The sequence below is a fragment of the Meridianimarinicoccus roseus genome (genome assembly GCF_003172915.1).
In the GTDB taxonomy this organism is placed as follows: domain Bacteria; phylum Pseudomonadota; class Alphaproteobacteria; order Rhodobacterales; family Rhodobacteraceae; genus Meridianimarinicoccus; species Meridianimarinicoccus roseus.
The window spans coordinates 105,042-124,991 of record NZ_QGKU01000030.1; the positions used below are offsets into that span (position 1 = coordinate 105,042).

Below are 19,950 nucleotides of genomic sequence, written 5' to 3' on the forward strand. Positions count from 1 at the left end.
GTAGCGGTTGCGCCGCGCGGCACAAGGGCGGGCCAACAACGCGAGGTCTTTCCCGGCGGGCCGCTCCGCCTATCTGACACGCTATGACGACGATCCTTTGGTTCAAGCGCGACCTGCGCCTTGCCGACCATCCCGCAATGGCTCTTGCCGCGCGGGGCCCGGACAGCGTGCTTCCACTCTACATCGCGGAGCCGGATTACTGGGCGCTGCCCGACACCTCGGCCCGGCAATGGGCCTTCACCGCCGAATGTCTTGACGAACTGCGCGCAGACTGTGCCCGCCACGGCGCGCCGCTGATCGTTCGGCGCGGCGAGGCGGTCGCGGTGCTGTCTGCGCTGTGCACCCGGCACGGCATCTCGCGGATCGTCAGCCATGAAGAAACCGGCAACGGCTGGACCTACGCCCGCGACCTGCGCGTCGCCGCGTGGGCCCGCGCGGCCGGCGTGGCATGGCACGAGGTACCGCAATCGGGTGTGGTGCGACGCCTGCCGGGGCGCGACGGCTGGTCCGCCCGGCGCGACAGGTTCCTGCGCGCGGCGCAAGCAGAACCCGTTGCCGCGACAGGGGTGCCTTTCGCCGATCTGGAAGAAGCGCCCGGTCCGATCCCGTCGGCCGCTGATCTGAGCCTGGCGCCGGACCCGTGCCCAGGCCGCCAGCGGGGTGGTCGCAGCGCGGCGCTTGCGCTTCTGGGTGGGTTCCTGACGGAACGCGGCCAGGGCTACCGCGCGGCCATGTCTTCACCGCTGGACGGGGAATGGGCGTGCTCGCGGCTCAGCCCGCATCTGGCGCTTGGCACATTGTCGGGGCGCGAGGCGGCCCAGGCCACCGGCGCGCGCCAGCGCGAGGTGCGCGGCACCCGCGACGGCTGGGCCGGATCGCTGAAGTCGTTCCAGTCACGGCTCGCATGGCGCGATCATTTCATGCAAAAACTCGAGGACGCGCCCTCGCTGGAATTCCGCTGCCTGCACAGCGCTTACGACGGGATGCGCCCCGACACGCCCGACACCGCGCGTCTTGCCGCGTGGTGCGAGGGGCGCACCGGGCTGCCCTTCGTCGACGCCTGCATGCGCTTTCTCGATCATACCGGCTGGCTGAATTTCCGGATGCGGTCCATGCTGATGGCGGTGGCGTCCTATCACCTTTGGCTGGACTGGCGCGTCACCGGGCTGCATCTTGCCCGTCGGTTCACCGACTACGAACCCGGCATCCACTGGAGCCAGGTGCAGATGCAGTCGGGCACCACCGGCATGAACACGGTGCGGATCTACAACCCGGTCAAGCAGGGCCACGACCAGGACCCGGACGGCACCTTCACGCGGCGCTGGGTGCCGGAACTTGCTGAGGTGCCCGATGCGTTCGTGCACGAGCCATGGCGCTGGTCCGGGGCCGAAAGTCTTGCCGACCAAGGCTATCCGCCGCCCATCGTCGATGTGAAAGAGGCCGCGCGCACGGCGCGCGAGCGGGTCTGGGCGGTGCGCAAGGGCGGCGCCTTTCGGGAAGAAGCCGCGCGGATCGTCCACAAGCACGCCAGCCGCAAGGATAGCGCCGGGCATTTCGTCAACGATCGCCAGCCGCGACGCCGCCGTCCCGCAGCCCAAGACGACGACCGACAAGGGAGCTTCGGGTTCTGATGCCGCGCGGGGTGAAGAAGGCCGACCTGCCCACCAAGACCTGTGCAAGCTGCGGGCTGCCGTTCACGTGGCGCAGGAAATGGGCCCGCACCTGGGACGAGGTGCGATATTGCTCGCGTCGCTGCGCCGGGGCGCGCAAGCCTGCCGATCCGGGGCGCGACAAACGCTGAAACCTGCCTGTTTTCGCGGCAGTGCACATATGCGGGGCGGTCTGTGCGGGAGCGCTTCTCGACGCGAGGCGGGAAAACGACTAAATTCCAAACGAACAGGAAAGGCGTGACATGACTCGACCGGTTGTCGGCATCATTTCGAATTCACATCTGATCAACGACGAATACCCTGCCCATGCCGGCGGAACCATGAACAGTGAAGCGGTGTCGATGGTGTCAGGGGCGATCCCGCTGCTGATCCCGGCCGATCCGCGCCTTATGTCGATCGAGGAATTGCTGGACATCTGCGACGGGTTCCTGTTGACCGGCGGTCGACCGAACGTGCATCCCGAGGAATACGGCGAGGCCGCGACCGAGGCCCATGGCGCATTCGACCGGGCCCGCGATGCGATCACGTTGCCGCTGGTGCGGGCATGCGTGGCGCGCGGCCAACCCGTGATGGGTGTGTGCCGCGGCTTTCAGGAAGTGAACGTGGCGATGGGCGGCACGCTGCACCCGGAAATCCGCGATCTGCCAGGCCGCATGAACCACCGCATGCCGCCCGACGGGACGCTGGAAGAGAAGTTCGAACTTCGCCACAGCGTCCGATTCACGCGCGGCGGGGTGTTCCACCGACTAATGGGCGCCGAAGAGGTCGTGACCAACACGCTGCACGGGCAGGGGATCAAGACACCGGGCGCGCGCATCGTGATCGACGGCACCGCCGACGACGGCACCCCCGAGGCGATTTATGTCCGCGACGCGCCCGGCTTCACGCTGTCAGTGCAGTGGCATCCTGAATGGAACGCGGCGAACGACCCGGTCTCGCGCGTTCTGTTCACCGCGTTCGGCAAGGCATTGGCCGACTGGCGTGCTTGTGGCGCCAGCAGCCAACTGAAAAGCGCCTGAGCGGCGTGCCTCCCTGCGTCAGGCGTCTGCCGCAGGCGCGAGGGCAGTCAGGCGCTTTTCCATAACGTAGTTCGTCAACAGTACGCCGCGCAGTTCGATCTGCTGTTCCGACAGTTCGCGCCAGCCTTGCTTCAGGAAGAACCGCCGCGCAATGATGCTCGCCTCGGTGGTCAGGCGTGACATCCGGCGCGCCTGCGCCTCGGCCACGACCCGGTCGTGCAGCGCTGCAGCAAGTCCGCGACCCATCTCCTCGGGCAGCACGAAGGCAAGGTCGATATGTCCGTCATGGGCCAATGTCATGAACCCGGCCACGCGCCCGTCGCGTTCGCCGACCAGCGTGATCTCGGCCCCAAGCCGCTCGTTCCAGGCTGGCGGTGCATCGGGCGCGCTGGCCCAGGCACGGCGCTGCGCCTCGTTGTAGGCCCCGGCCGCGCCTTCGCGCACCGCACGGGAAAACACCTCCGCCAGCCTATCGGCATCCGCCGCGATGAAGGGCCGAATGCGGATCAAGGCGCGCGATCCGGGCGGGGCAGCGGCTTCGGCGCAAGCCGTGTGCGGGGAAACAAGCGGTACGCCATCGCGGCGGCCTCCGTGACATCGGAAAAAACGTGTGTCTTCTGTCACGGTTCACGGTCGGACCGCAATGGGCAATGCCACAACCCCTCCGGACGGCCCGATGTTGCACCGGGTCAGGAAACCGTTTGAAAAATCAGGACCGGCGGGCTAGCAGGAAGCAATTTTGTTGCCCGGTTAACGAAACAAGCCCGGCAAGGATCGGGGCAAGGTCTGCCCGGACCATCACAGAACGGGCAAGGAAGGCTGGATTGGGACTGAACATGACGAAATGGATCGACCTTCCGCCGATCTGGCTTGGCGTGTTCGTGTCGCTGGCCTGGGTGCAATCGGCGCGGCTGCCGGTCGGGCCGGGCGACAGCGCGGCCTCGGATCTTGTCGGCGGGCTTCTGGTGGGCGGCGGCCTGGTGCTGATCGTGCTGGCAGCGACCGAGATGCACCGTGCGCGCACTACGGTTATCCCGCACCTCGTTCCCGACGCGCTGGTCAGCACCGGGATCTTCCGGCGCAGCCGGAACCCGATCTACCTTGGTGACACGCTGATCCTGTGCGGGCTGATCTTCCGCTGGGAAGCCTGGCCGTCGCTGTTGCTGGTGCCGCTTTTCGTCTGGCTGATCACCGACCGGTTCATCCTTTCCGAGGAGGACCGGCTGCGCGAGCGCTTCGGCGCCGCGTTCGACCGTTACGCAGAAACAACCCGCCGCTGGATCTGACCGGGTGCGTTACATCCAAGGCATATCTTGCAATCGTCCCAACAATGACGCAGCCCTTTGCAGGGAACGTGTCCGATCCATGGGGGCACCAAGGTCGCCGAAAGGCGCCGTGAGGAAGGAGCGATCATCTTGAAGTTCGGAGTTATACGCGAGGTTGAGCCGGGAGAAGCGCGCGTTGCGCTGACGCCCGCATCCGCCGCCCAGCTGGCGAAACTGGGCTACGACTGTGTGGTCGAGACCGGCGCAGGCGCCGCCGCGGGCATCACCGACGATGCCTATTCGGAGGCCGGTGTCGAAGTGCTGCCCGACGCCGCGGCCGTGTTCGCTGCCGCGGATGTCATCGCCAAGGTGCGCCCTCCACAGGAGGGTGAAATCGACCAGTTGCGTGAAGGTCAGACCCTGATCGGGTTCTTCTGGCCCGCCGCCAACGAGGCGCTGATGGAGCGCGCAAAGGAGCGTGGCGCGACCGTCATCGCAATGGACATGGTGCCGCGCATCAGCCGCGCGCAGAAGATGGACGCGCTGTCGTCGATGGCCAACATCGCCGGCTATCGCGCGGTGATCGAGGCCGGTGCCAATTTCGGCCGGTTCTTCACGGGGCAGGTCACCGCCGCAGGCAAGGTGCCGCCCGCCAAGGTGCTGGTCGTCGGCGCCGGGGTTGCAGGTCTTGCCGCGATCGGTACCGCCACGTCGCTGGGCGCCATCGTGCGCGCCTTCGACGTGCGACCCGAAGTGGCCGAACAGATCGAGTCCATGGGGGCGGAGTTCCTGTTTCTCGATTTCGAGGACAGTCAGGACAGCGCCGGGTCTGGCGGCTATGCCGCGCCTTCAAGCCCGGAATTCCGCGAAGCGCAGCTCAAGCTTTTCCGCGAGCAGGCGCCCGAGGTGGACATCGTGATCACCACGGCGCTGATCCCGAACCGCGAGGCGCCCGAACTCTGGACCCCCGACATGGTCGAGGCGATGAAGCCCGGTTCGGTCATCGTGGATCTTGCGGCGGAACGCGGCGGCAACTGCAAGCTGACCGTGAAGGACGAGAAGATCGTCACTGACAACGGCGTGACCATCATCGGCTATACCGATTTTCCCAGCCGGATGGCCGCGCAATCGAGCGCGCTTTATTCGACCAACGTACGCCACATGATGGCCGACCTGACGCCCGAGAAGGACGGCAAGGTCGTGCACAACATGGAAGACGACGTGATCCGCGGCGCGACGATCACGCACCAGGGCGAGATCACCTTCCCGCCGCCGCCGCCCAAGGTGAAGGCGATCGCGGCAGCGCCCAAGAAGGAAAAGGCCAAGGAACTGACGCCCGAGGAAAAGCGCGCCGCGGAACTGGCAGCTTTCAAGGCGCAGACCCGTCAGCAGGTGACCTTGCTGGCCGTGGGCGCGGCGCTGCTGCTGGCGGTCGGGCTGGTGGCACCGGCGAGCTTCATGCAGCACTTCATCGTCTTTGTCCTGTCCGTCTTCGTCGGGTTCCAGGTGATCTGGAATGTCAGCCATTCGCTGCACACGCCGCTGATGGCGATCACCAACGCGATTTCGTCGATCATCATCCTGGGCGCGCTCATGCAGATCGGCTCCGGGTCGTTCCTGGTGATCGTACTGGCCGCGCTGTCGGTGTTCATGGCCGGGATCAACATCTTCGGCGGCTTCCTCGTGACGCGGCGCATGCTCGCCATGTTCCAGAAATCGTAAGGAGTTAGGGGACAATGGAATTCGGATTCACGACGGCGGCCTATGTGGTCGCGGCAGTCCTCTTCATCCTCAGCCTCGGCGGTCTGTCGGGGCAGGAAAGCGCCAAGCGCGCGGTCTGGTACGGCATTGTCGGCATGGCGCTCGCGGTGTTCGCCACGCTCATCGGGCCCGGGTCGGGCCTGTGGGTGCTGTCGGTCGTCCTGATCGCATCGGGCGGCGTGATCGGCTGGTATGTCGCCACCAGGGTCGAGATGACCGAGATGCCGCAGCTGGTCGCGGCGATGCATTCGCTCGTCGGTCTTGCGGCGGTATTCGTCGGCTACAACGCTCATTTCGAACTGGGCCGCGTGCTGGCGATGGACGATGCCGCACGAGCCGGGCTGGAAGGTTTCGGCGCGCTGATCGCCAAGAAGGACGGCGTGGAACAGGCCATCCTGCGGGTGGAACTGTATCTCGGCATCCTGATCGGGGCCGTCACCTTTACCGGGTCGGTGATCGCCTATGGCAAGCTGGCGGGCAAGGTGTCGTCGGCGGCCAAGAAACTGCCCGGCGGGCACCTTCTGAACATCGCCGCTGCGGTGATCTCGGTGCTGTGCCTCGTGTGGTACTTCTCCACCGGCGGGTTCCTCCCGTTGTTCCTGATGACGCTCTGCGCGCTGTTCATCGGCTACCACCTGATCATGGGCATCGGCGGCGCCGATATGCCGGTGGTGGTGTCCATGCTCAACAGCTACTCGGGCTGGGCGGCGGCGGCGATCGGCTTCAGCCTCGGCAACGACCTGCTGATCGTGGTCGGTGCATTGGTCGGCTCTTCGGGCGCGATCCTGTCCTACATCATGTGCAAGGCGATGAACCGCAGCTTCATCAGCGTGATCCTGGGCGGCTTCGGCGGCACGCAGGGGCCCGCGGCCGAGATCGAGGGCGAGCAGATCGCCATCGACGCGGACGGAGTGGCGACGGCGCTGGACGAGGCAGACAGCGTAATCATCGTGCCGGGCTATGGCATGGCGGTCGCGCAGGCCCAGCAGGCCGTGAGCGAGCTGACGAAGCGGCTCAGGGCGCAGGGCAAGGAGGTGCGTTTCGCGATCCACCCGGTGGCCGGACGTCTGCCGGGGCACATGAACGTGCTGTTGGCGGAAGCCCGCGTCCCCTATGACATCGTGCTGGAAATGGATGAAATCAATGAAGATTTCCCGGATACGGACGTTGTCATCGTGATCGGGTCGAACGACATCGTGAACCCGGCGGCGCAGGATGACCCGAACAGCCCCATCGCGGGGATGCCGGTTCTGGAAGTGTGGAAGGCCAAGCAGGTCTTCGTGTCAAAGCGCGGCCAGGGCGCGGGGTATTCCGGGATCGAGAACCCGTTGTTCTTCAAGGACAATACCCGCATGTTCTATGGCGATGCGAAGGAGTCTGTGAACGCGCTGCTGACCAAGATCAGCTAGGCGGTCCCGACCGAAACGATCTTGAACCCCGGCGTCGCCGCCGGGGTTTTTTCATGCCCGGCGCCCGCCGCAGGCCGCCGGACCGTTGTAGGAACCTTGCTGGGAGCCCGTACCCCCCCGCGCGGTGACAGTGCCGCAAGGGCACCCGCGTCGCGCGGCAGGCATGGGCTGGCATGGCCGCGGATCGTGCTTAGGTGATCCATAACACCAAGAAGGAGATACCCATGACCGACCGCAAGACAGTTTTCATCACCGGCGCATCCAGCGGCATCGGCGGGGCCACGGCGCGGGCCGCTGTCGCGGCGGGCTGGAATGTCGGGCTGATGGCGCGCTCCGAAGACAAGCTGGCCAAGCTGCACAAGGAACTGGGCGAGGCGAGCTTCATCGTCCCCGGCGATGCCACCGATCTCGACGCGCAGACGGCCGCCATCGCCGCCGTGTCCGAACGCTTCGGCGGCCTTCACGCGGCCTTCGCCAATGCGGGCATGGGGCTCGACACGCCCGGGACCGAGACCGGCGACCCGGAGGAATGGCGCCGCCTGATTGACCTGAACATCATGGCACTGCTCTACACCGCGAAAGCTGCGCTGCCGGAGTTGCGCAAGACGCGCGGGCACCTCGTTCTGACCGGGTCGGTTGCAGGCAAGATCCACATTTCCGGGTCGATCTACGGCGCGTCTAAGTGGTTCGTGCACGGCTATGGTGGGAACATGGCGCAGGAGATGCGCGAATGGGGCGGGCGCTGCACCGTCATCGCGCCGGGCATGGTGGACACGCCGTTCTTTTCGGAACCCAAGCCCGACAAGTTGAAGCCCGAGGACGTGGCCGATGCGGTGGTCTTCGCACTGACCCGGCCAGAGCGGGCGAGCGTTCAGGAAATTACTGTGATGCCGACCGGCTGATCGCCTCGCGGCCTATACCCCGGCCCAGCCCGTCGCCACGGCGGGCAGGGTGCACAGCGCCCCGGCACAGACCAGAAGACCGTCGCGGAAGGTCAGCCCAAGCCCGAACAGAAGCACCGGCAGGGCCAGAAGGAACGGCAGGCCGGGCACGAAGCCGAGCCCGATCATCGCAAGGCCGAACACAAGCAGCATCGCGGCGATGGCACGGGTGGCGGTGACCCCGACGGCGAATGTCATCCGTTCGGCCACCAGTTGGCGCACGCGCTGGACCGGAGGGCCGGCCTTGTCGCTGCTGTACTGAAGCCGGTCCGCCGGCAGGTCGATCCGCGCGATCGGGCCTGGAAGCCATAATCCGGCCTTGCCACGCAGCATCTGACCGCCGGTGGCGATCAGCAGCAGGCCGATCAGAGCCGGAAAGCCCGGCAGCATCCCCACCGGCAAGAGAAGAAACCCCGCCAGCACCGCAAGCAGCGGTCCGAACCCGCGCGTTTCCAACGTTCGCACTACGGCGCCGAGCGACACGCGGGATTCGTCTTCGGCAAGATTGGACAGATCCCGCCGGATCGTGTGAAGCGGCCGGTTCGACATTGGTCAGGTATCCTTCGCGGTGAGGAGTGCAAAGGAACAATGCGCGCCGAGCGGTCTGGTTCCCTTGCGTCCATGGTAACGGACGCGCTGTCAGTTGGGGCGCGCGCCGGTCACGGGCAGCCGGCGGCGTACCATGCCAGCCCGTCATGGATCGGGATCGAATCCGCGCGGATGGTGGCCCAATGGGTGGGGGTGGCCACGGTTCCGATCTTGGTTCCGTTGCGCGCCGTGTACGAGATGTTCGTCAGCCGTCCATACATGTCATAGACGATGTGGCCGTGCGGCAGGATCGTGCGGAAGTTCTGGCAGGGGCCTTCGACAACGAAGTATTCCTTGGAAATGGCGCCTTCGTCGGTGCCGTCATAGACCATCGCCCGCGCCGGCGGTGTCGCCGACGAGGGCGTGAAGGCCGGTGCGTCGAGGTTGAAAGTGGTTTTCTTATCCTTGCACATTTGGGCGGCTCTTTCGGTTCGGGAGCGGCGCCGGGCTGGCCCGCCTGCGCCCAGTCTGCGCGCGATGCGCGCGCCGTCCAACGGGTTTCTTCCGGACTTGTGCAAGCGGGGCAGGCGGGTCGGCCCTGTCCGGATTGGTCAGGCGGGCGGATGGCCGGCACGCAGCAGCCCTGCCAGCAGCAGCGCCGCCGCCAGTGCGCAGGCCAGTGTGCGAAGGCTGTTCCAGAAGGTCCAGCGCGGCAGGTACGTGCCGGACCAGTAGGCCTGCGTCGCCGGGGCGCTCCGGTCCATGGCGGCCAGCGCCTCGTTCATCGGCACGTTGGCCGCAACCGTCACGGCAAAGCAGCCCAGCAGGTAGACAAGCCCGCCCAGCGCGATCAGCACTCCGGCCGTACCGCCGAGCCACAGCGCGCCGTAGCCCGCCAGCAGAAGCGAGACCGGCGCAAGCCCAAGGAAAAGCGTCATGAACACCCAGCGGAACACCTCGCGGTTGATGTTCTGCATGGCGCCCGCGCCGGACGCGCCGTCGAGTTGCGACAGCGCCCGCATGATGAAGTCGGAAAAGGCGAGGAACACGCCGCCGACCAGCGCATAGGACAACAGCGCGGCTTGGGCGATCAGGGCGAACCAGAGGGGCATCGTGGAAACCTTTCATTGGGGCCGACGCGGCGCCGGGCCGGTGCGGCCGGATCGGTGTGGGGCCCTTCATGGGCGCCTGCGGTATCGCATGGCGGCGGCGGCCCGGTCTTGGCCGAGCCCGCCATCGGTTTGACAGATCAGGTCACGCGCTGGGGGGTGTTGCAGCCGCCGGGATGCCGGCAACGCGGGCGCGGCGGTAACTGGCGGGCGTGGTGCCGACCCAGCGCTTGAACGCCCGGTTGAACGCACTTTGTTCCGAGAAGCCGGTCAGGAATGCGATCTCGGCAAGGCTGTAGCGGTGATCACCCAGCAACCCCTCGGCCAGTTCGCGGCGCGTGTCCTCGGCCAGCGCCTGGAAAGTCAGCCCGTCGCGGGCGAGCCGTCGGTGCAGGGACCGCGCGCTCATGCCCAGGCGGCGCGCGACCATGTCCATGCGCGGCTGACCTTCGCTGAGCGCACGGGCGATGGCGTCGCGGGCGAGGCCGGTCACGTCGGCCGCGCCGGTCAATTCGGCCAGTTCGCGGTCGAGATGCGACAGCAGAAAGCGTGTGATGCCGGTGTCGCCCAGACGGTTCTGTTCTGCCAGTGCGCCGGGCGAGATCAGCAGCGCGTCGCGGTCGGACCCAAAAAGCACCGGGCAGCCGAAATAAGCGGTGTGGGCGTCGGTGTTGCGCGGGGCGGGGTGGGCGATGTGCACCTCGAGCGGGGTGAAGCGCCCCTCCGGATGCACCTCGCGGGCAATGGCGGTGGCGCTGGCCAGTGTCGCCTCGTTGGACAGACGCATGCCCAGACGACGCGGCCCTGCGCGGTGCAGCATGAACCAGGTGTTCGCGCCGTCGAGCCGCAATTCGTACTGCACCACGGTGGTCCAAAGCCGGGCATAGCGCGCCACCCGGTCATAGGAGCCCTGCAGCGTCGGCGCGGCCTTGAAGGCGAGCCCGAGCGCGCCGTAATCGTCGCAGCGCATGGAGGCACCTGTGCGCAGGGGCAGGTCGGTCACGTCGCGTAGCGTCGCGATCCGTTCCAGCAGGTCGTAATAAGCGGTTGCGGCGATCATAGTTCCGGGGTCGGGCGGTATGTCCGGGTCGAGGCCGACCAAGCCCAGAATCGCGCGGGCGTCCACGCCCGGCCCGGCAGCGGCCGCCACCATCTTGTGCACGAAGAGAGAAGTCACCGCCCCCATGGCAAGAGTTATACGGGGCCGGGGGCGATTTTCCAGCGCTGTGGCGCGCGGCCTGCCCGGAAAGGTTGATCGCGGGGCGCGTCACAGGCAGGCTTGGCGAATTGGACGGTCGGGGGCCACGGCAGGAGGAAATGCGCGCATGGCCGAACTGGACCTGATCGATGCGATCAAGGGCAAGGCGCAGTTGCGGTCGGTCGGGGATTGCCCCGGCGTGCCCGCGCGAGTCGGGCTGGCACTGTATGGCACGTGGCAGGACGACGAGCCCGCGCTTGCGGTGACGCGTCGCAGAACGCGGCGGCGGCGCTGTGGTGCACCCTTTCGCCGCGGAGCATTGGTATTATAACGGGTGCAGCGCCCGCACCGTCTTCATGTGGTAGGCGAACTGCTACACCCTTGCCAGCCACGCGGGCGTGACTAGGCGCGACGTGTGCGGCGGCCAAAGGCCAGAAGACTACCGAGGCCCGCGGCCAGAAGCGGAAGCGCGGCGGGAACGGGCACAGCGTTGACGCCGCTACCGGTTCCGTCACCCGCGCCGGTTGTCGTCAGAGCCATGAATACCGAACTGTTGTTTGGCGCCGTATGTTCATGTTCGTTCAACGGGTACCCAACAGAGGCGCAATACTTAGTCTTTCCGAAAAGCTCCCAACCCTGCATGTTGAAGCCTGCATCGCCGGGCGTGAAATTCTTGTCGATCTCCAGGGTCAGCCGCGATCCCGCGATGGAATAGGTGCCACGCGCTGCGGTCGGCGAATTCGGCGAACAGGGCTGGGCATAGGACTGGTCGTTGAAGGTCAGCGACATGAAGCTGTCCCAAGTGCCTGCGGGGGTGAAGGAATAAACCTCGTTCGGATCGCTCGAGGAGAAGGAATAGAGGTTTTCGACATTCGACCGTGTCGAGGTGTTCGTCGTCGTCAGATTGTAGCTGAGCGGCGTGCGGGTGGTCAAAAAGTCGTCGCCAAAGGTGATATCGCCCTTGATGCCTCCGCGCCCCGGGATCGGATCTGCAAATGCGCCAAGCTGGTTGCCTTCCCGCAAGATCGGGAAAGTGTAGTCGATAAGGTAGGTATAGGAAGCCGCAGCGACCGGCAGCGGGGCCGCAAGGGCCGCGATGCAGGCGAGGTATCTAAAGTTTTTCATTTTTTACCTTTGGTTCTTTTTGACAATCATTTGATATTATCAGCCCCACGTCTGGGCAAGATGTTTGGTAAAAAAGGTTAACAATACGGTCGGAGTGCAAGCCTGTCCTGTCTTCGGGGCTTGCCTCAGACCTCCACCGAGACTTTACCGATCGGATTGGAACAGCAGGCGAGGATGTAGCCCGCGGCAATGTCGTCTTCGCTGATGCCGCCGTTGTGCAGCATGTGCACCTCGCCCTCCGTCTTGCGGATCTTGCAGGTACCGCAGACGCCGAAGGTGCAGCCAGAAGGAATATTCAGTCCCGACGCCTTGGCGATGGCCAGCACGGTGTCGGTTTCGTGGCATTTCGCGGTCACGCCTGAGGCGACGAAGGTGATCTCGGCCTCGCTGGCCTCGTCGGGAACCACGTCGTCGATCTCGGGCAGATCGGAGCGGCGTTCCACCGGCGCATGGAAACTTTCCTGATGGTAGTTGTCCATGTCGAAGCCGAGCGCGTGCAACATGTCGCGCACCGCCTGCATGAAGCTTTCCGGCCCGCAGCAATAGACCTTGCGGTCAAGGTAGTCCGGCGCCATCAGCCCCAGCATGAGTTGGTTGAAGCGGCCGCGATACCCCGTCCACGTGTGATAGGGGTCGTCCTCGCGCACGACGAAATGCAGCCGCAGTCCCGGCACGCGGGACGCCATGAATTCCAGCCGCTGGCGGAAGATGATGTCCGAAGGGCGCCTAGCGCAGGTGATGAAACTCACGTCCGGCTGTTCGCCCCGGTCGAACAGGTAGCCGGTCATCGACATCATCGGCGTGATGCCGGACCCGGCCGAGATGAACAAGTACTTGTCGTCGGGCTGGCGCGGCAGGGTGAACAGTCCCGCGGGCGCGCCCGCCTTTATCCGCACGCCGGGGCGCAGATGGTCGAGCATCCAGCGCGTGCCCACCGACCCGTCCTGTGCCTTCACGGTCACCGACAGCGACAGCGACCGGGAGGGGCTGGACGAAATCGTGTAGGTGCGCAGCAGCGGGCCGCCCGCCACCGGCAGATGCAGCGTGATGAACTGGCCCGGCTGATACTTGAACCATGCCCCGGACGGCGCGCGGAACGCAAAGGTCACCACATTTGGCGCCTCGGGAATGGCGGCGGTGCATTCCAGCGGTTCGTTGCCGTCCCAGGGAGGCGTGTCGTCGCGCGGCATCGGGATCATGGCGTCATTCCGCCGCCATCAGGGCGCGCCCGGTCAGTCGCGATTGCAGCGTGCGCGCATACCAGTCGACAAACTGGATCACGCCGCCTTCCTGTGCGCGCGAATAGGGTCCGGGCGTGTAGCCGGGCGAGCGGATGCCGACCTGATTCTCCTCGACGATGCGTCGGTCTTCGTCGTTGGTGTGCAACCAGACCTCGGTCAGGCGGTTCAGGTCGTAGTCGATGCCTTCCTGCGCGTCCTTGTGCACCAGCCATGTGGTGGTGACGAGGGATTCCATCGCCGAGACGGGCAGAACCCGGAAGATCAGCACGTGGTCGGACAGGAAGTGGTTCCACGTGTTCGGATAGTGGAAGAACAGGCACGAGCCCGCGTCGTCGAACGGCACGGTGCCGATGCGGCGGGTGACGGCGGCCTTGCCGTCCATTGTGTAGCTGGTGGCCGCGCCGAGGAAGGGGATACGCACGAAGCGCCACTGTTCGGAAGGCGCAATCACGTATTTCGACGGCAGGCCCGCGTCTTCGCAACGCGCGACGTGCTGCGCGCCCACGGTCGAGGTCGTGCTGTCATCGGCGCCCACCAGGTTGGGATCGTCCGGGAAGGTGCGGCACAGCGACGGGTGCGAGCCGGAGCAGTGATAACATTCGCGGTTGTTTTCAAGCACCAGCTTCCAGTTGCCCTTTTCGGTGATGGAGGACTGGAAGGCGACCTTCAGGTCGGCCAGCGCGTGCGGTCCTGCATAGCGGTCGGCCTCGCGCTGAAGCGGCGCGAAGTCCGGCGCGCTGTCGGCAAGGCAGACGAAGACCATGCCCGCCGCCTGCGCCACGTGTACCGGTTTCAGCCCGTGCTGGGTCGGGTCGAAATCATCGCCCATCTCCCGCGCCCAGAGCAGTCGGCCGTCAAGTTCGTAGGTCCACTGATGGTAGGGACATACGAGCTTGGGCGCGGTGCCCTTTTCGGCCGCACAGACGCGGCTGCCGCGATGTCGGCAGGAGTTGTGAAAGCCGCGGATCACCCCGTCGGCGCCGCGCACGAGGATGATCGCCGCATCGCCGATCTGCAGCGTGGTGAAGCTGCCGGTCTTGGGAAACTCGGCCACGGTTCCGGCCATCAGCCAGTCGCGGTACCATATGTGCCGCAGGTCCGACTGGTAGAGATCGGGGTCGGTATAGAACGGCTGCGGCAGCGAATAGCCCGGCTGGCGGGTGAGGAGGAGGGAAAGAACGTCGGCGTTGCTCAGCATCTTGCTTGTCCTGAATGCCCGCGATCGGGCGGTAACCTGGAGAACCGTTTAGGGAGGGACGGCCGCCCGCGCCGCACTGAAAGCGGCATCGGGCGGTCCGAAAGGGTCATGCGCGCCAGATATCCTTCAAGGGGCGCACCGCGATCTAGATCGAGGCATGGGTGTTGCGGGCCGAAACCGCGCGGCCGATGTGACAAGGCGCGAAGGCGCCGTCCTGGTTTGATGCAATGCGGCTGCGGACGCGTGTCGATAAGCGCCAGCGGGTTCACCGCACCGAGTTTGCGCGACGGCGGCTCGAGGTCGAAATACGGATTGTCCAACGCCAGCGTGCTTTGCCTGACGAGGGCCTGGTCGAAATCGCGGGTTTCGGTGTCGTTCGAGTGGTCGGTGCCGCTGGTCACACGCAGGCAATTGACGTCGCGGTGAACCGCAGGTGACGATGGCGCGCACGTCGCGCGATTGCGACGCCCGCATGTGGGGCACAACATCGATCGCCATCCAGTCGGGCGCGAAGCTGCGGTCGAGTGTCATGATCGCCACATGGGCGCCGATGGCGGCGATCATGAAGTCCACTGGACCCGACGCGGCGAGTTGGCGTGAAATTTCCAGACCCTCGGCTTGGGTTATGCCTCCCTCGGGGGCCTTGTCGGCTGTGTCGTGGGTCCCGACCATGAAATCCGGCGCAACGCGCTCTCGCATCGCGCCCAAAGCGAAGCGCAGCCGCCTGCCAAGACTGCCGCCATGGTGCCCGTCGAGCCAGTTTATGCGTTCGCACCAGAACCGGTCCGTAAAGTAGCCGCAGGCCTGCAACTCGATCCCGTCGAACCCCGCCGCCCGCATCGATCCCGCAGAATCCGCGAAACCGAGAATGCTGCACGTGTCACTCAAGTCCTTGATCTTATTTTGAAAGGTACGGTGCGCGGCCAAGCGCATGTGGACGGGCGACACGGCGGGCAGCCAGTCAAGAGTCTTCCGGTGATTGCGGCGCGAACGATGCGTCAGATGAACCATCATCGCGCACCCATGCTTTTGGCGGGCATCGGCGGGACGCCCAACCCACGGCACGACCCCGTACTTCGTGGTGAGGATGTTGTTGAACACCGGCGGGCTGTCGTACGCCACGGTCGCCGGAGCCGCCGTCATCACCAGTGGAATGCCGACCCGGGCACGTTCCGCGTGGCAGGCGCAGGAGCGGTCCTTTGGCATCCCGCCTTCGGGATAGGCCGGTCCGTGCGCCGCGGTCTTGATCCGGTTCTTGAGGATCGGGTGCTTGAGCCGGTAGAGTTGCAGCAGCGGATCAGCGGGCAGGTCCTTGGGCATGGCGAATCCGGGCGTGTTGGCGAACGGGTTATGCGACTTTGGACCTACGCCGCGCGCTGCATTTTCCGCATGGCGACCAGCACGAGCGCAAACGCGACAACGGTTGCAATGGCTTGCCCGGTTTGGTTCAGTCCGTTCACTTGGAAGGAGCCGTCGTGCCGCACCCCGAACCCCTTAAGGATTTCCCGCTGATCGCGCCACTTGGCCTTGGCGGCTGGCTGGTGCGTTTCGGCGACCGGCCCGACGATGCCGCCAACCGCGCGGCGCTGGCGTACCGCGCCGCGCTCGATGCCGAGGAACTGCCGGAGGTAGAGGAAACAGCGCTAGGGCTGGCGTCGGTCTTCGTGCGCTTCGATCCGATGGCGTCGGACGCGGAACCGCTGCGCGCGCGCCTGTCGGGCCTGCTGGCGCAGCGCGACTGGTTCGCCGCCGAGCTGCCCGCAGGGCGGCGACGCTGGACCGTGCCTTGCGTCTTCGGCGGCGATCACGGCCCGCAGCTGGAGGACGTGGCCGGGCAGGCGGGGCTTGCGCCTGACGCGGCGGTGCGGCTCCTGACGCGGACGCCAGTGCGCGTGCTGACGCTGGGCTTCGCGCCGGGCCAGCCCTATCTGGGAATGCTGCCACCGGAATGGGACATCCCTCGCCAGAAAACGCTGACGTCGCGGGTCCCCGCGGGTGCGCTTGTGGTGGCGGTGCGCCAGCTGGTGCTGTTCACCGCCGCGACGCCGACTGGTTGGCGGCAGGTCGGGCAGACCGCCTTTTCCTGCTTTCGGCCCGGCGACGAGGCACCGTTCCCGCTGCGCCCGGGCGACGAGATGCGCTTTACCGCCGTCGCACCCGGCGACCTGCCGACGTTCGGCGGCGATGGCGGCGCAAGCTGCGAGGCACTGGAATGACCCCTGCGCTGGACCTGACCGAGACCGGGCCGCATATGACGGTTCAGGATACCGGGCGCAGCGGCACCCTGTCGTTTGGGCTATCGCGCGGCGGTGCAGCCGACCGGCACGCGCTGGCGGAGGGCGCGGCGCTTCTGGGGCAGGGGACGGAACACGCCGCGCTGGAACTGGCTGGCATGGGCGGCGCCGTTACCGCGCGGGGTGATCTGGTTGTCGCGCTGACCGGCGCCGTGATGCGGGCCGAGATCGACGGTGCGCCCGCCGCATGGAACGCCTGCCACGCGCTACGCGACGGTCAAACGCTGCGGATCGGCCCGGCGACACGAGGCAATTACGGGTATGTTTCTGTCGGTGGCGGGCTGCTGTCGCCAACGCTGCTAGGCTCGCGGTCGATGAACCCGGTGGCCGGGGTCGGCGCACCGCTTGAGCCGGGCACACGGCTTGCGGTGGGCGGCGCTGGGATGTCACGGGCGGGTCTTGGCCTTGCCCCGTTGGACCGCTTTGGCGGCGGCGCGCTGCGTGTGCTTCGTGGCCCACAGACCGGACTGTTCACGGCCGGGATGCTGAAGCGTTTCGAGGAAACCACGTTCCGCCGCGATCCGCGCAGCAACCGTCAGGCGGCGCGGCTGGCGCAGGACGGCGCGGGCTTCATCGCCGAGGGCGGACTGAGCGTTCTGTCCGACATCATCGTGCCCGGCGACATCCAGATCACCGGCGACGGCACGCCGTTCGTGCTGATGCCGGACTGCCAGACCGCAGGTGGATATCCGCGGCTTGGCACGGTTCTGCCATGCGATCTGCCGCGCGTGGCGCAGGCCGGACCGGGCGACACGCTGCGGTTTGCCTTCGTTGACCGTGAGACGGCGCTTGGCGCCCAACGCGCCGCCGAGGCGGCCTGTGGAGCGCTGACGCGCTCGGTTGCACCGATTGTGCGCGATCCGTCCGGGATTGCGGACCTGTTGTCCTATCAGCTAGTCGACGGCGTGACCGCGGGGGACGATCTTAGCTGAGTGGCACTGTGACCTCACGCTGGTGTGCAGTTCCTGATATGTTGTTTTATTCCAATAGGTTCTGGATTTCCATGAGCTTGGCCCCGAAGACTTCCGCCGGTGTCCAGTAATCCAAACACTTGCGCGGCGTTGAATTGAGGCGATGGCAAGTCGACCTCAAATATCGATTTGTCAGCGCCGTCGGTTCGGTTGATCTGGGGAGATACTTCCGCAGCCTGGTGTTCGTGTTCTCGACGGTGCCTTTCTGGTAGGGCGCTTGCGGATCGCAGAACCACGCATCGGCACCGATCCCGGCTTTGAGGTGTCGCCAGGCCGGGAACTTGGTGCCGCGATCAAATGTGATCGACTGGCGCGCATCGGCGGGCAGGGGAGCGAGCCCCTGGATCAGAGCTTCCATGATGGGCTTGGAGTGACGATCTTCATTGCGCATCACGACCGCGTATCGGCTAACGCGTTCAAACAGAGAGGTCACGTTCACCTTTCCACGCTCCTTGCGGAACATCATCAGATCACGCTCCCAGTGGCCGAACTCTGCGCGCTCCGAGATGCGCTCAGGCCTGTGGGACAGGCTTTGATTGTCGAAGATGTGGGTTCGGTTGTGCCTGCGGTAACCCCGTGGCCTGCGGCGTCTGCGATGTTCGGGGAGATGGCGGTAGACCCGCTCATCGCGACCGTCTTTGGAATACGCAAAACGGTAGATCGTCTCGTGGCTCACCCGGATCGGATGGCGCTCCAGCCGCATGCGACCGGCGATTTGTTCGGGCGAGCAGCCAGCCTTCAGACGGTCTTCGATGGCTTTCTTGAGTTCAGGGTGAAGGATCATCTTGCGATGAATGCCGCGCCGCTTCTCGTACATGTCAGCAGTGCCCCCGGACGTGGTGTAGGAGGAGGCCGCGCGCGGAGCCTCCGGCGNAGCGCAGCGCGCGGCCGGCGGTGACGCTGGCGGCCATCGCCGGTCTTCGGAGAAGGTTCGGGTTGCGAAACCTGGAACCGAACCGGAGACGACGATGACCGACGATAGAATGACCCTGATGGAGCTGGTGGAGAAGTCCGCCGACGAGGATCTCGTCCGCGACATGCTCGCCTATGCCGCCGAGCGGCTGATGGAGATGGAGGTCGAGGCTGCGACGGGCGCGCCAAAAGGAACGCGCACACCGGCGCGCACCACGCAGCGCAATGGATACCGCGAGAGAGGCTGGGAGACCCGCGCCGGCCGGATCGACCTGGCGATCCCGAAGCTGCGCAAGGGCAGCTACTTCCCGAGCTTTCTCGAACCGCGCAGGACGGCGGAGAAGGCCCTCGTGGCCGTCATCCAGGAAGCCTATGTGCACGGCGTCTCGACGCGCGCCGTGGACGATCTGGTGCGTGCCATGGGCGGGAGTGGCGTGTCTAAGAGCCAGGTGAGTCGGCTCTGCGCCGAGATCGACGAGCGCGTGCTGGCATTCCTCACCCGGCCTCTCGAGGGCGCCTGGCCCTATCTCTGGCTCGATGCAACCTACATCCGGGTGCGCGAGAACGGCCGGATCATCAGCCGTGCCGTAATAATCGCGGTGGCGGTCAACGGGGACGGCCGACGCGAGGTGCTCGGCGTCGCCACCGGCCCCTCCGAGGCGGAGACGTTCTGGACTGGCTTCCTGCGCTCTCTCGCCGATCGCGGCCTGCGCGGCGTGAAGCTCGTCGTGGCCGACGATCACAAGGGGCTCAGGGCCGCAGCCCGCCGAGTGTTCGATGCGACCCACCAACGGTGTCGCGTGCACTGGCTCAGAAACGCGCTCGCCCATGCCCCGGCCAAGAGCCGCACCGCCGTGGCCGCAATGCTCAAGACGATCTTCGCCCAGGAGACCAAGGCCGAGGCGGAGACCCAGTGGGACGCCATCGCCGACGCCCTCCGTGAGAAGAATGACCGGCTCGGCGCCATGATGGACGCCTCCCGCGACGACGTGCTCGCCTACATGGACTTCCCCAGGGAGCACTGGGCGCAGATCAGCTCGACCAACCCGCTTGAGCGCGTCAACAAGGAGATCAAGCGCCGTTCCAATGTCGTCGGGATCTTTCCGAACGACGCGGCCATCATCCGTCTGGTCGGCGCGCTGATGATCGAAACCAACGACGAGTGGGCCGTCGCGCGCCGTTACATGGGGCTGGAGTCGCTGGCCCGCATCACCGATACTCACAACGTCAGACTGCCCGCCGTGGCGACCTGACCAACTCGAGCCTCTCCGAAGGCCGGCCCTCTTACACCACGCCGCGGGGCACTACC

Annotated in this window: 21 protein-coding genes; 11 read left to right on the plus strand and 10 right to left on the minus strand. The window is 66.1% G+C overall.

All coding sequences use genetic code 11. The features are described from left to right. Positions 1–83 precede the first annotated feature (83 nt). The 3 genes from DKT77_RS08190 (at position 84) to DKT77_RS08200 (ending at position 2,689) form a co-directional block, all read left to right on the plus strand. On the plus strand, positions 84–1,631 hold the full coding sequence (locus DKT77_RS08190) for an FAD-binding domain-containing protein (RefSeq protein ID WP_109811217.1): 1,548 nt from the start codon (positions 84–86) through the stop codon (positions 1,629–1,631). Then, positions 1,631–1,801: a DUF2256 domain-containing protein gene (locus DKT77_RS08195; protein ID WP_238547751.1), complete on the plus strand. Its 171-nt coding sequence runs from the start codon at positions 1,631–1,633 to the stop codon at positions 1,799–1,801. The genes DKT77_RS08190 and DKT77_RS08195 overlap by 1 nt, the downstream gene beginning before the upstream one ends. 111 nt (positions 1,802–1,912) lie before the next feature. Continuing rightward, the gene (locus DKT77_RS08200) at positions 1,913–2,689 is read left to right on the plus strand and encodes a gamma-glutamyl-gamma-aminobutyrate hydrolase family protein (protein WP_109811218.1); all 777 of its coding nucleotides are present in this window, start codon (positions 1,913–1,915) and stop codon (positions 2,687–2,689) included. An 18-nt stretch (positions 2,690–2,707) separates the two neighbouring features. Here DKT77_RS08200 and DKT77_RS08205 read toward each other — a convergent pair whose 3' ends face one another. Then, a complete protein-coding gene (locus DKT77_RS08205; RefSeq protein WP_238547752.1) occupies positions 2,708–3,199 on the minus strand; it encodes a GNAT family N-acetyltransferase in 492 nt (163 codons plus the stop codon). A gap of 326 nt (positions 3,200–3,525) precedes the next feature. Here DKT77_RS08205 and DKT77_RS08210 point away from each other — a divergent pair, with 326 nt between their 5' ends. The 4 genes from DKT77_RS08210 (at position 3,526) to DKT77_RS08225 (ending at position 8,026) form a co-directional block, all read left to right on the plus strand. Next, entirely contained in the window at positions 3,526–3,975 is a 450-nt protein-coding gene (locus DKT77_RS08210) for a methyltransferase family protein (RefSeq protein WP_109811242.1), read from the plus strand. Between the two features lie 129 nt (positions 3,976–4,104). Next, positions 4,105–5,676 (plus strand): Re/Si-specific NAD(P)(+) transhydrogenase subunit alpha, encoded by a 1,572-nt coding sequence (locus DKT77_RS08215; protein ID WP_109811243.1) that lies wholly within the window; start codon positions 4,105–4,107, stop codon positions 5,674–5,676. A gap of 14 nt (positions 5,677–5,690) precedes the next feature. Beyond that, a complete protein-coding gene (locus DKT77_RS08220; protein ID WP_109811220.1) occupies positions 5,691–7,124 on the plus strand; it encodes an NAD(P)(+) transhydrogenase (Re/Si-specific) subunit beta in 1,434 nt (477 codons plus the stop codon). A gap of 224 nt (positions 7,125–7,348) precedes the next feature. Beyond that, positions 7,349–8,026, plus strand: coding sequence for an SDR family oxidoreductase (locus tag DKT77_RS08225; protein WP_109811221.1), 678 nt, complete (start codon positions 7,349–7,351; stop codon positions 8,024–8,026). 12 nt (positions 8,027–8,038) lie between these two features. On the opposite strand, the gene DKT77_RS08230 is transcribed toward DKT77_RS08225, so the two are convergent. The 4 genes from DKT77_RS08230 to DKT77_RS08245 form a co-directional block, all read right to left on the minus strand. After that, entirely contained in the window at positions 8,039–8,614 is a 576-nt protein-coding gene (locus DKT77_RS08230; protein ID WP_109811222.1) for an exopolysaccharide biosynthesis protein, read from the minus strand. 110 nt (positions 8,615–8,724) lie between these two features. Continuing rightward, entirely contained in the window at positions 8,725–9,066 is a 342-nt protein-coding gene (locus DKT77_RS08235; RefSeq protein ID WP_109811223.1) for a hypothetical protein, read from the minus strand. Between the two features lie 138 nt (positions 9,067–9,204). Beyond that, entirely contained in the window at positions 9,205–9,705 is a 501-nt protein-coding gene (locus tag DKT77_RS08240; RefSeq protein ID WP_109811224.1) for an anthrone oxygenase family protein, read from the minus strand. A 142-nt stretch (positions 9,706–9,847) separates the two neighbouring features. After that, positions 9,848–10,888, minus strand: coding sequence for an AraC family transcriptional regulator (locus DKT77_RS08245; RefSeq protein ID WP_109811225.1), 1,041 nt, complete (start codon positions 10,886–10,888; stop codon positions 9,848–9,850). A 139-nt stretch (positions 10,889–11,027) separates the two neighbouring features. On the opposite strand from DKT77_RS08245, the gene DKT77_RS08250 reads away from it, so the two are divergent. Continuing rightward, on the plus strand, positions 11,028–11,231 hold the full coding sequence (locus DKT77_RS08250; protein ID WP_109811226.1) for a hypothetical protein: 204 nt from the start codon (positions 11,028–11,030) through the stop codon (positions 11,229–11,231). Between the two features lie 71 nt (positions 11,232–11,302). Here DKT77_RS08250 and DKT77_RS08255 read toward each other — a convergent pair whose 3' ends face one another. The 4 genes from DKT77_RS08255 to DKT77_RS08270 all read right to left on the minus strand — a co-directional run bounded on the left by DKT77_RS08255 (position 11,303) and on the right by DKT77_RS08270 (position 15,784). Beyond that, positions 11,303–12,025 (minus strand): hypothetical protein, encoded by a 723-nt coding sequence (locus tag DKT77_RS08255; RefSeq protein WP_109811227.1) that lies wholly within the window; start codon positions 12,023–12,025, stop codon positions 11,303–11,305. 125 nt (positions 12,026–12,150) lie between these two features. After that, positions 12,151–13,215, minus strand: a complete 1,065-nt coding sequence (locus DKT77_RS08260; RefSeq protein ID WP_109811244.1) for an FAD-binding oxidoreductase — start codon at positions 13,213–13,215, stop codon at positions 12,151–12,153. Between the two features lie 13 nt (positions 13,216–13,228). Then, complete coding sequence (locus tag DKT77_RS08265; RefSeq protein ID WP_109811228.1) at positions 13,229–14,464, minus strand: aromatic ring-hydroxylating oxygenase subunit alpha; 1,236 nt, start codon at positions 14,462–14,464, stop codon at positions 13,229–13,231. Between the two features lie 126 nt (positions 14,465–14,590). Beyond that, positions 14,591–15,784, minus strand: coding sequence for an oxidoreductase (locus DKT77_RS08270; RefSeq protein WP_238547753.1), 1,194 nt, complete (start codon positions 15,782–15,784; stop codon positions 14,591–14,593). Between the two features lie 155 nt (positions 15,785–15,939). On the opposite strand from DKT77_RS08270, the gene DKT77_RS08275 reads away from it, so the two are divergent. Then, entirely contained in the window at positions 15,940–16,680 is a 741-nt protein-coding gene (locus DKT77_RS08275; protein WP_109811229.1) for a 5-oxoprolinase subunit B family protein, read from the plus strand. Continuing rightward, the gene (locus DKT77_RS08280) at positions 16,677–17,690 is read left to right on the plus strand and encodes a 5-oxoprolinase subunit C family protein (RefSeq protein ID WP_109811230.1); all 1,014 of its coding nucleotides are present in this window, start codon (positions 16,677–16,679) and stop codon (positions 17,688–17,690) included. The genes DKT77_RS08275 and DKT77_RS08280 overlap by 4 nt, the downstream gene beginning before the upstream one ends. A gap of 46 nt (positions 17,691–17,736) precedes the next feature. Here DKT77_RS08280 and DKT77_RS08285 read toward each other — a convergent pair whose 3' ends face one another. Next, entirely contained in the window at positions 17,737–18,768 is a 1,032-nt protein-coding gene (locus tag DKT77_RS08285; RefSeq protein WP_274520066.1) for an IS30 family transposase, read from the minus strand. Here DKT77_RS08285 and DKT77_RS08290 point away from each other — a divergent pair. Then, positions 18,698–19,894, plus strand: a complete 1,197-nt coding sequence (locus DKT77_RS08290) for an IS256 family transposase (RefSeq protein ID WP_109809696.1) — start codon at positions 18,698–18,700, stop codon at positions 19,892–19,894. The genes DKT77_RS08285 and DKT77_RS08290 overlap by 71 nt on opposite strands. The last annotated feature ends 56 nt before the right edge of the window (positions 19,895–19,950 follow it).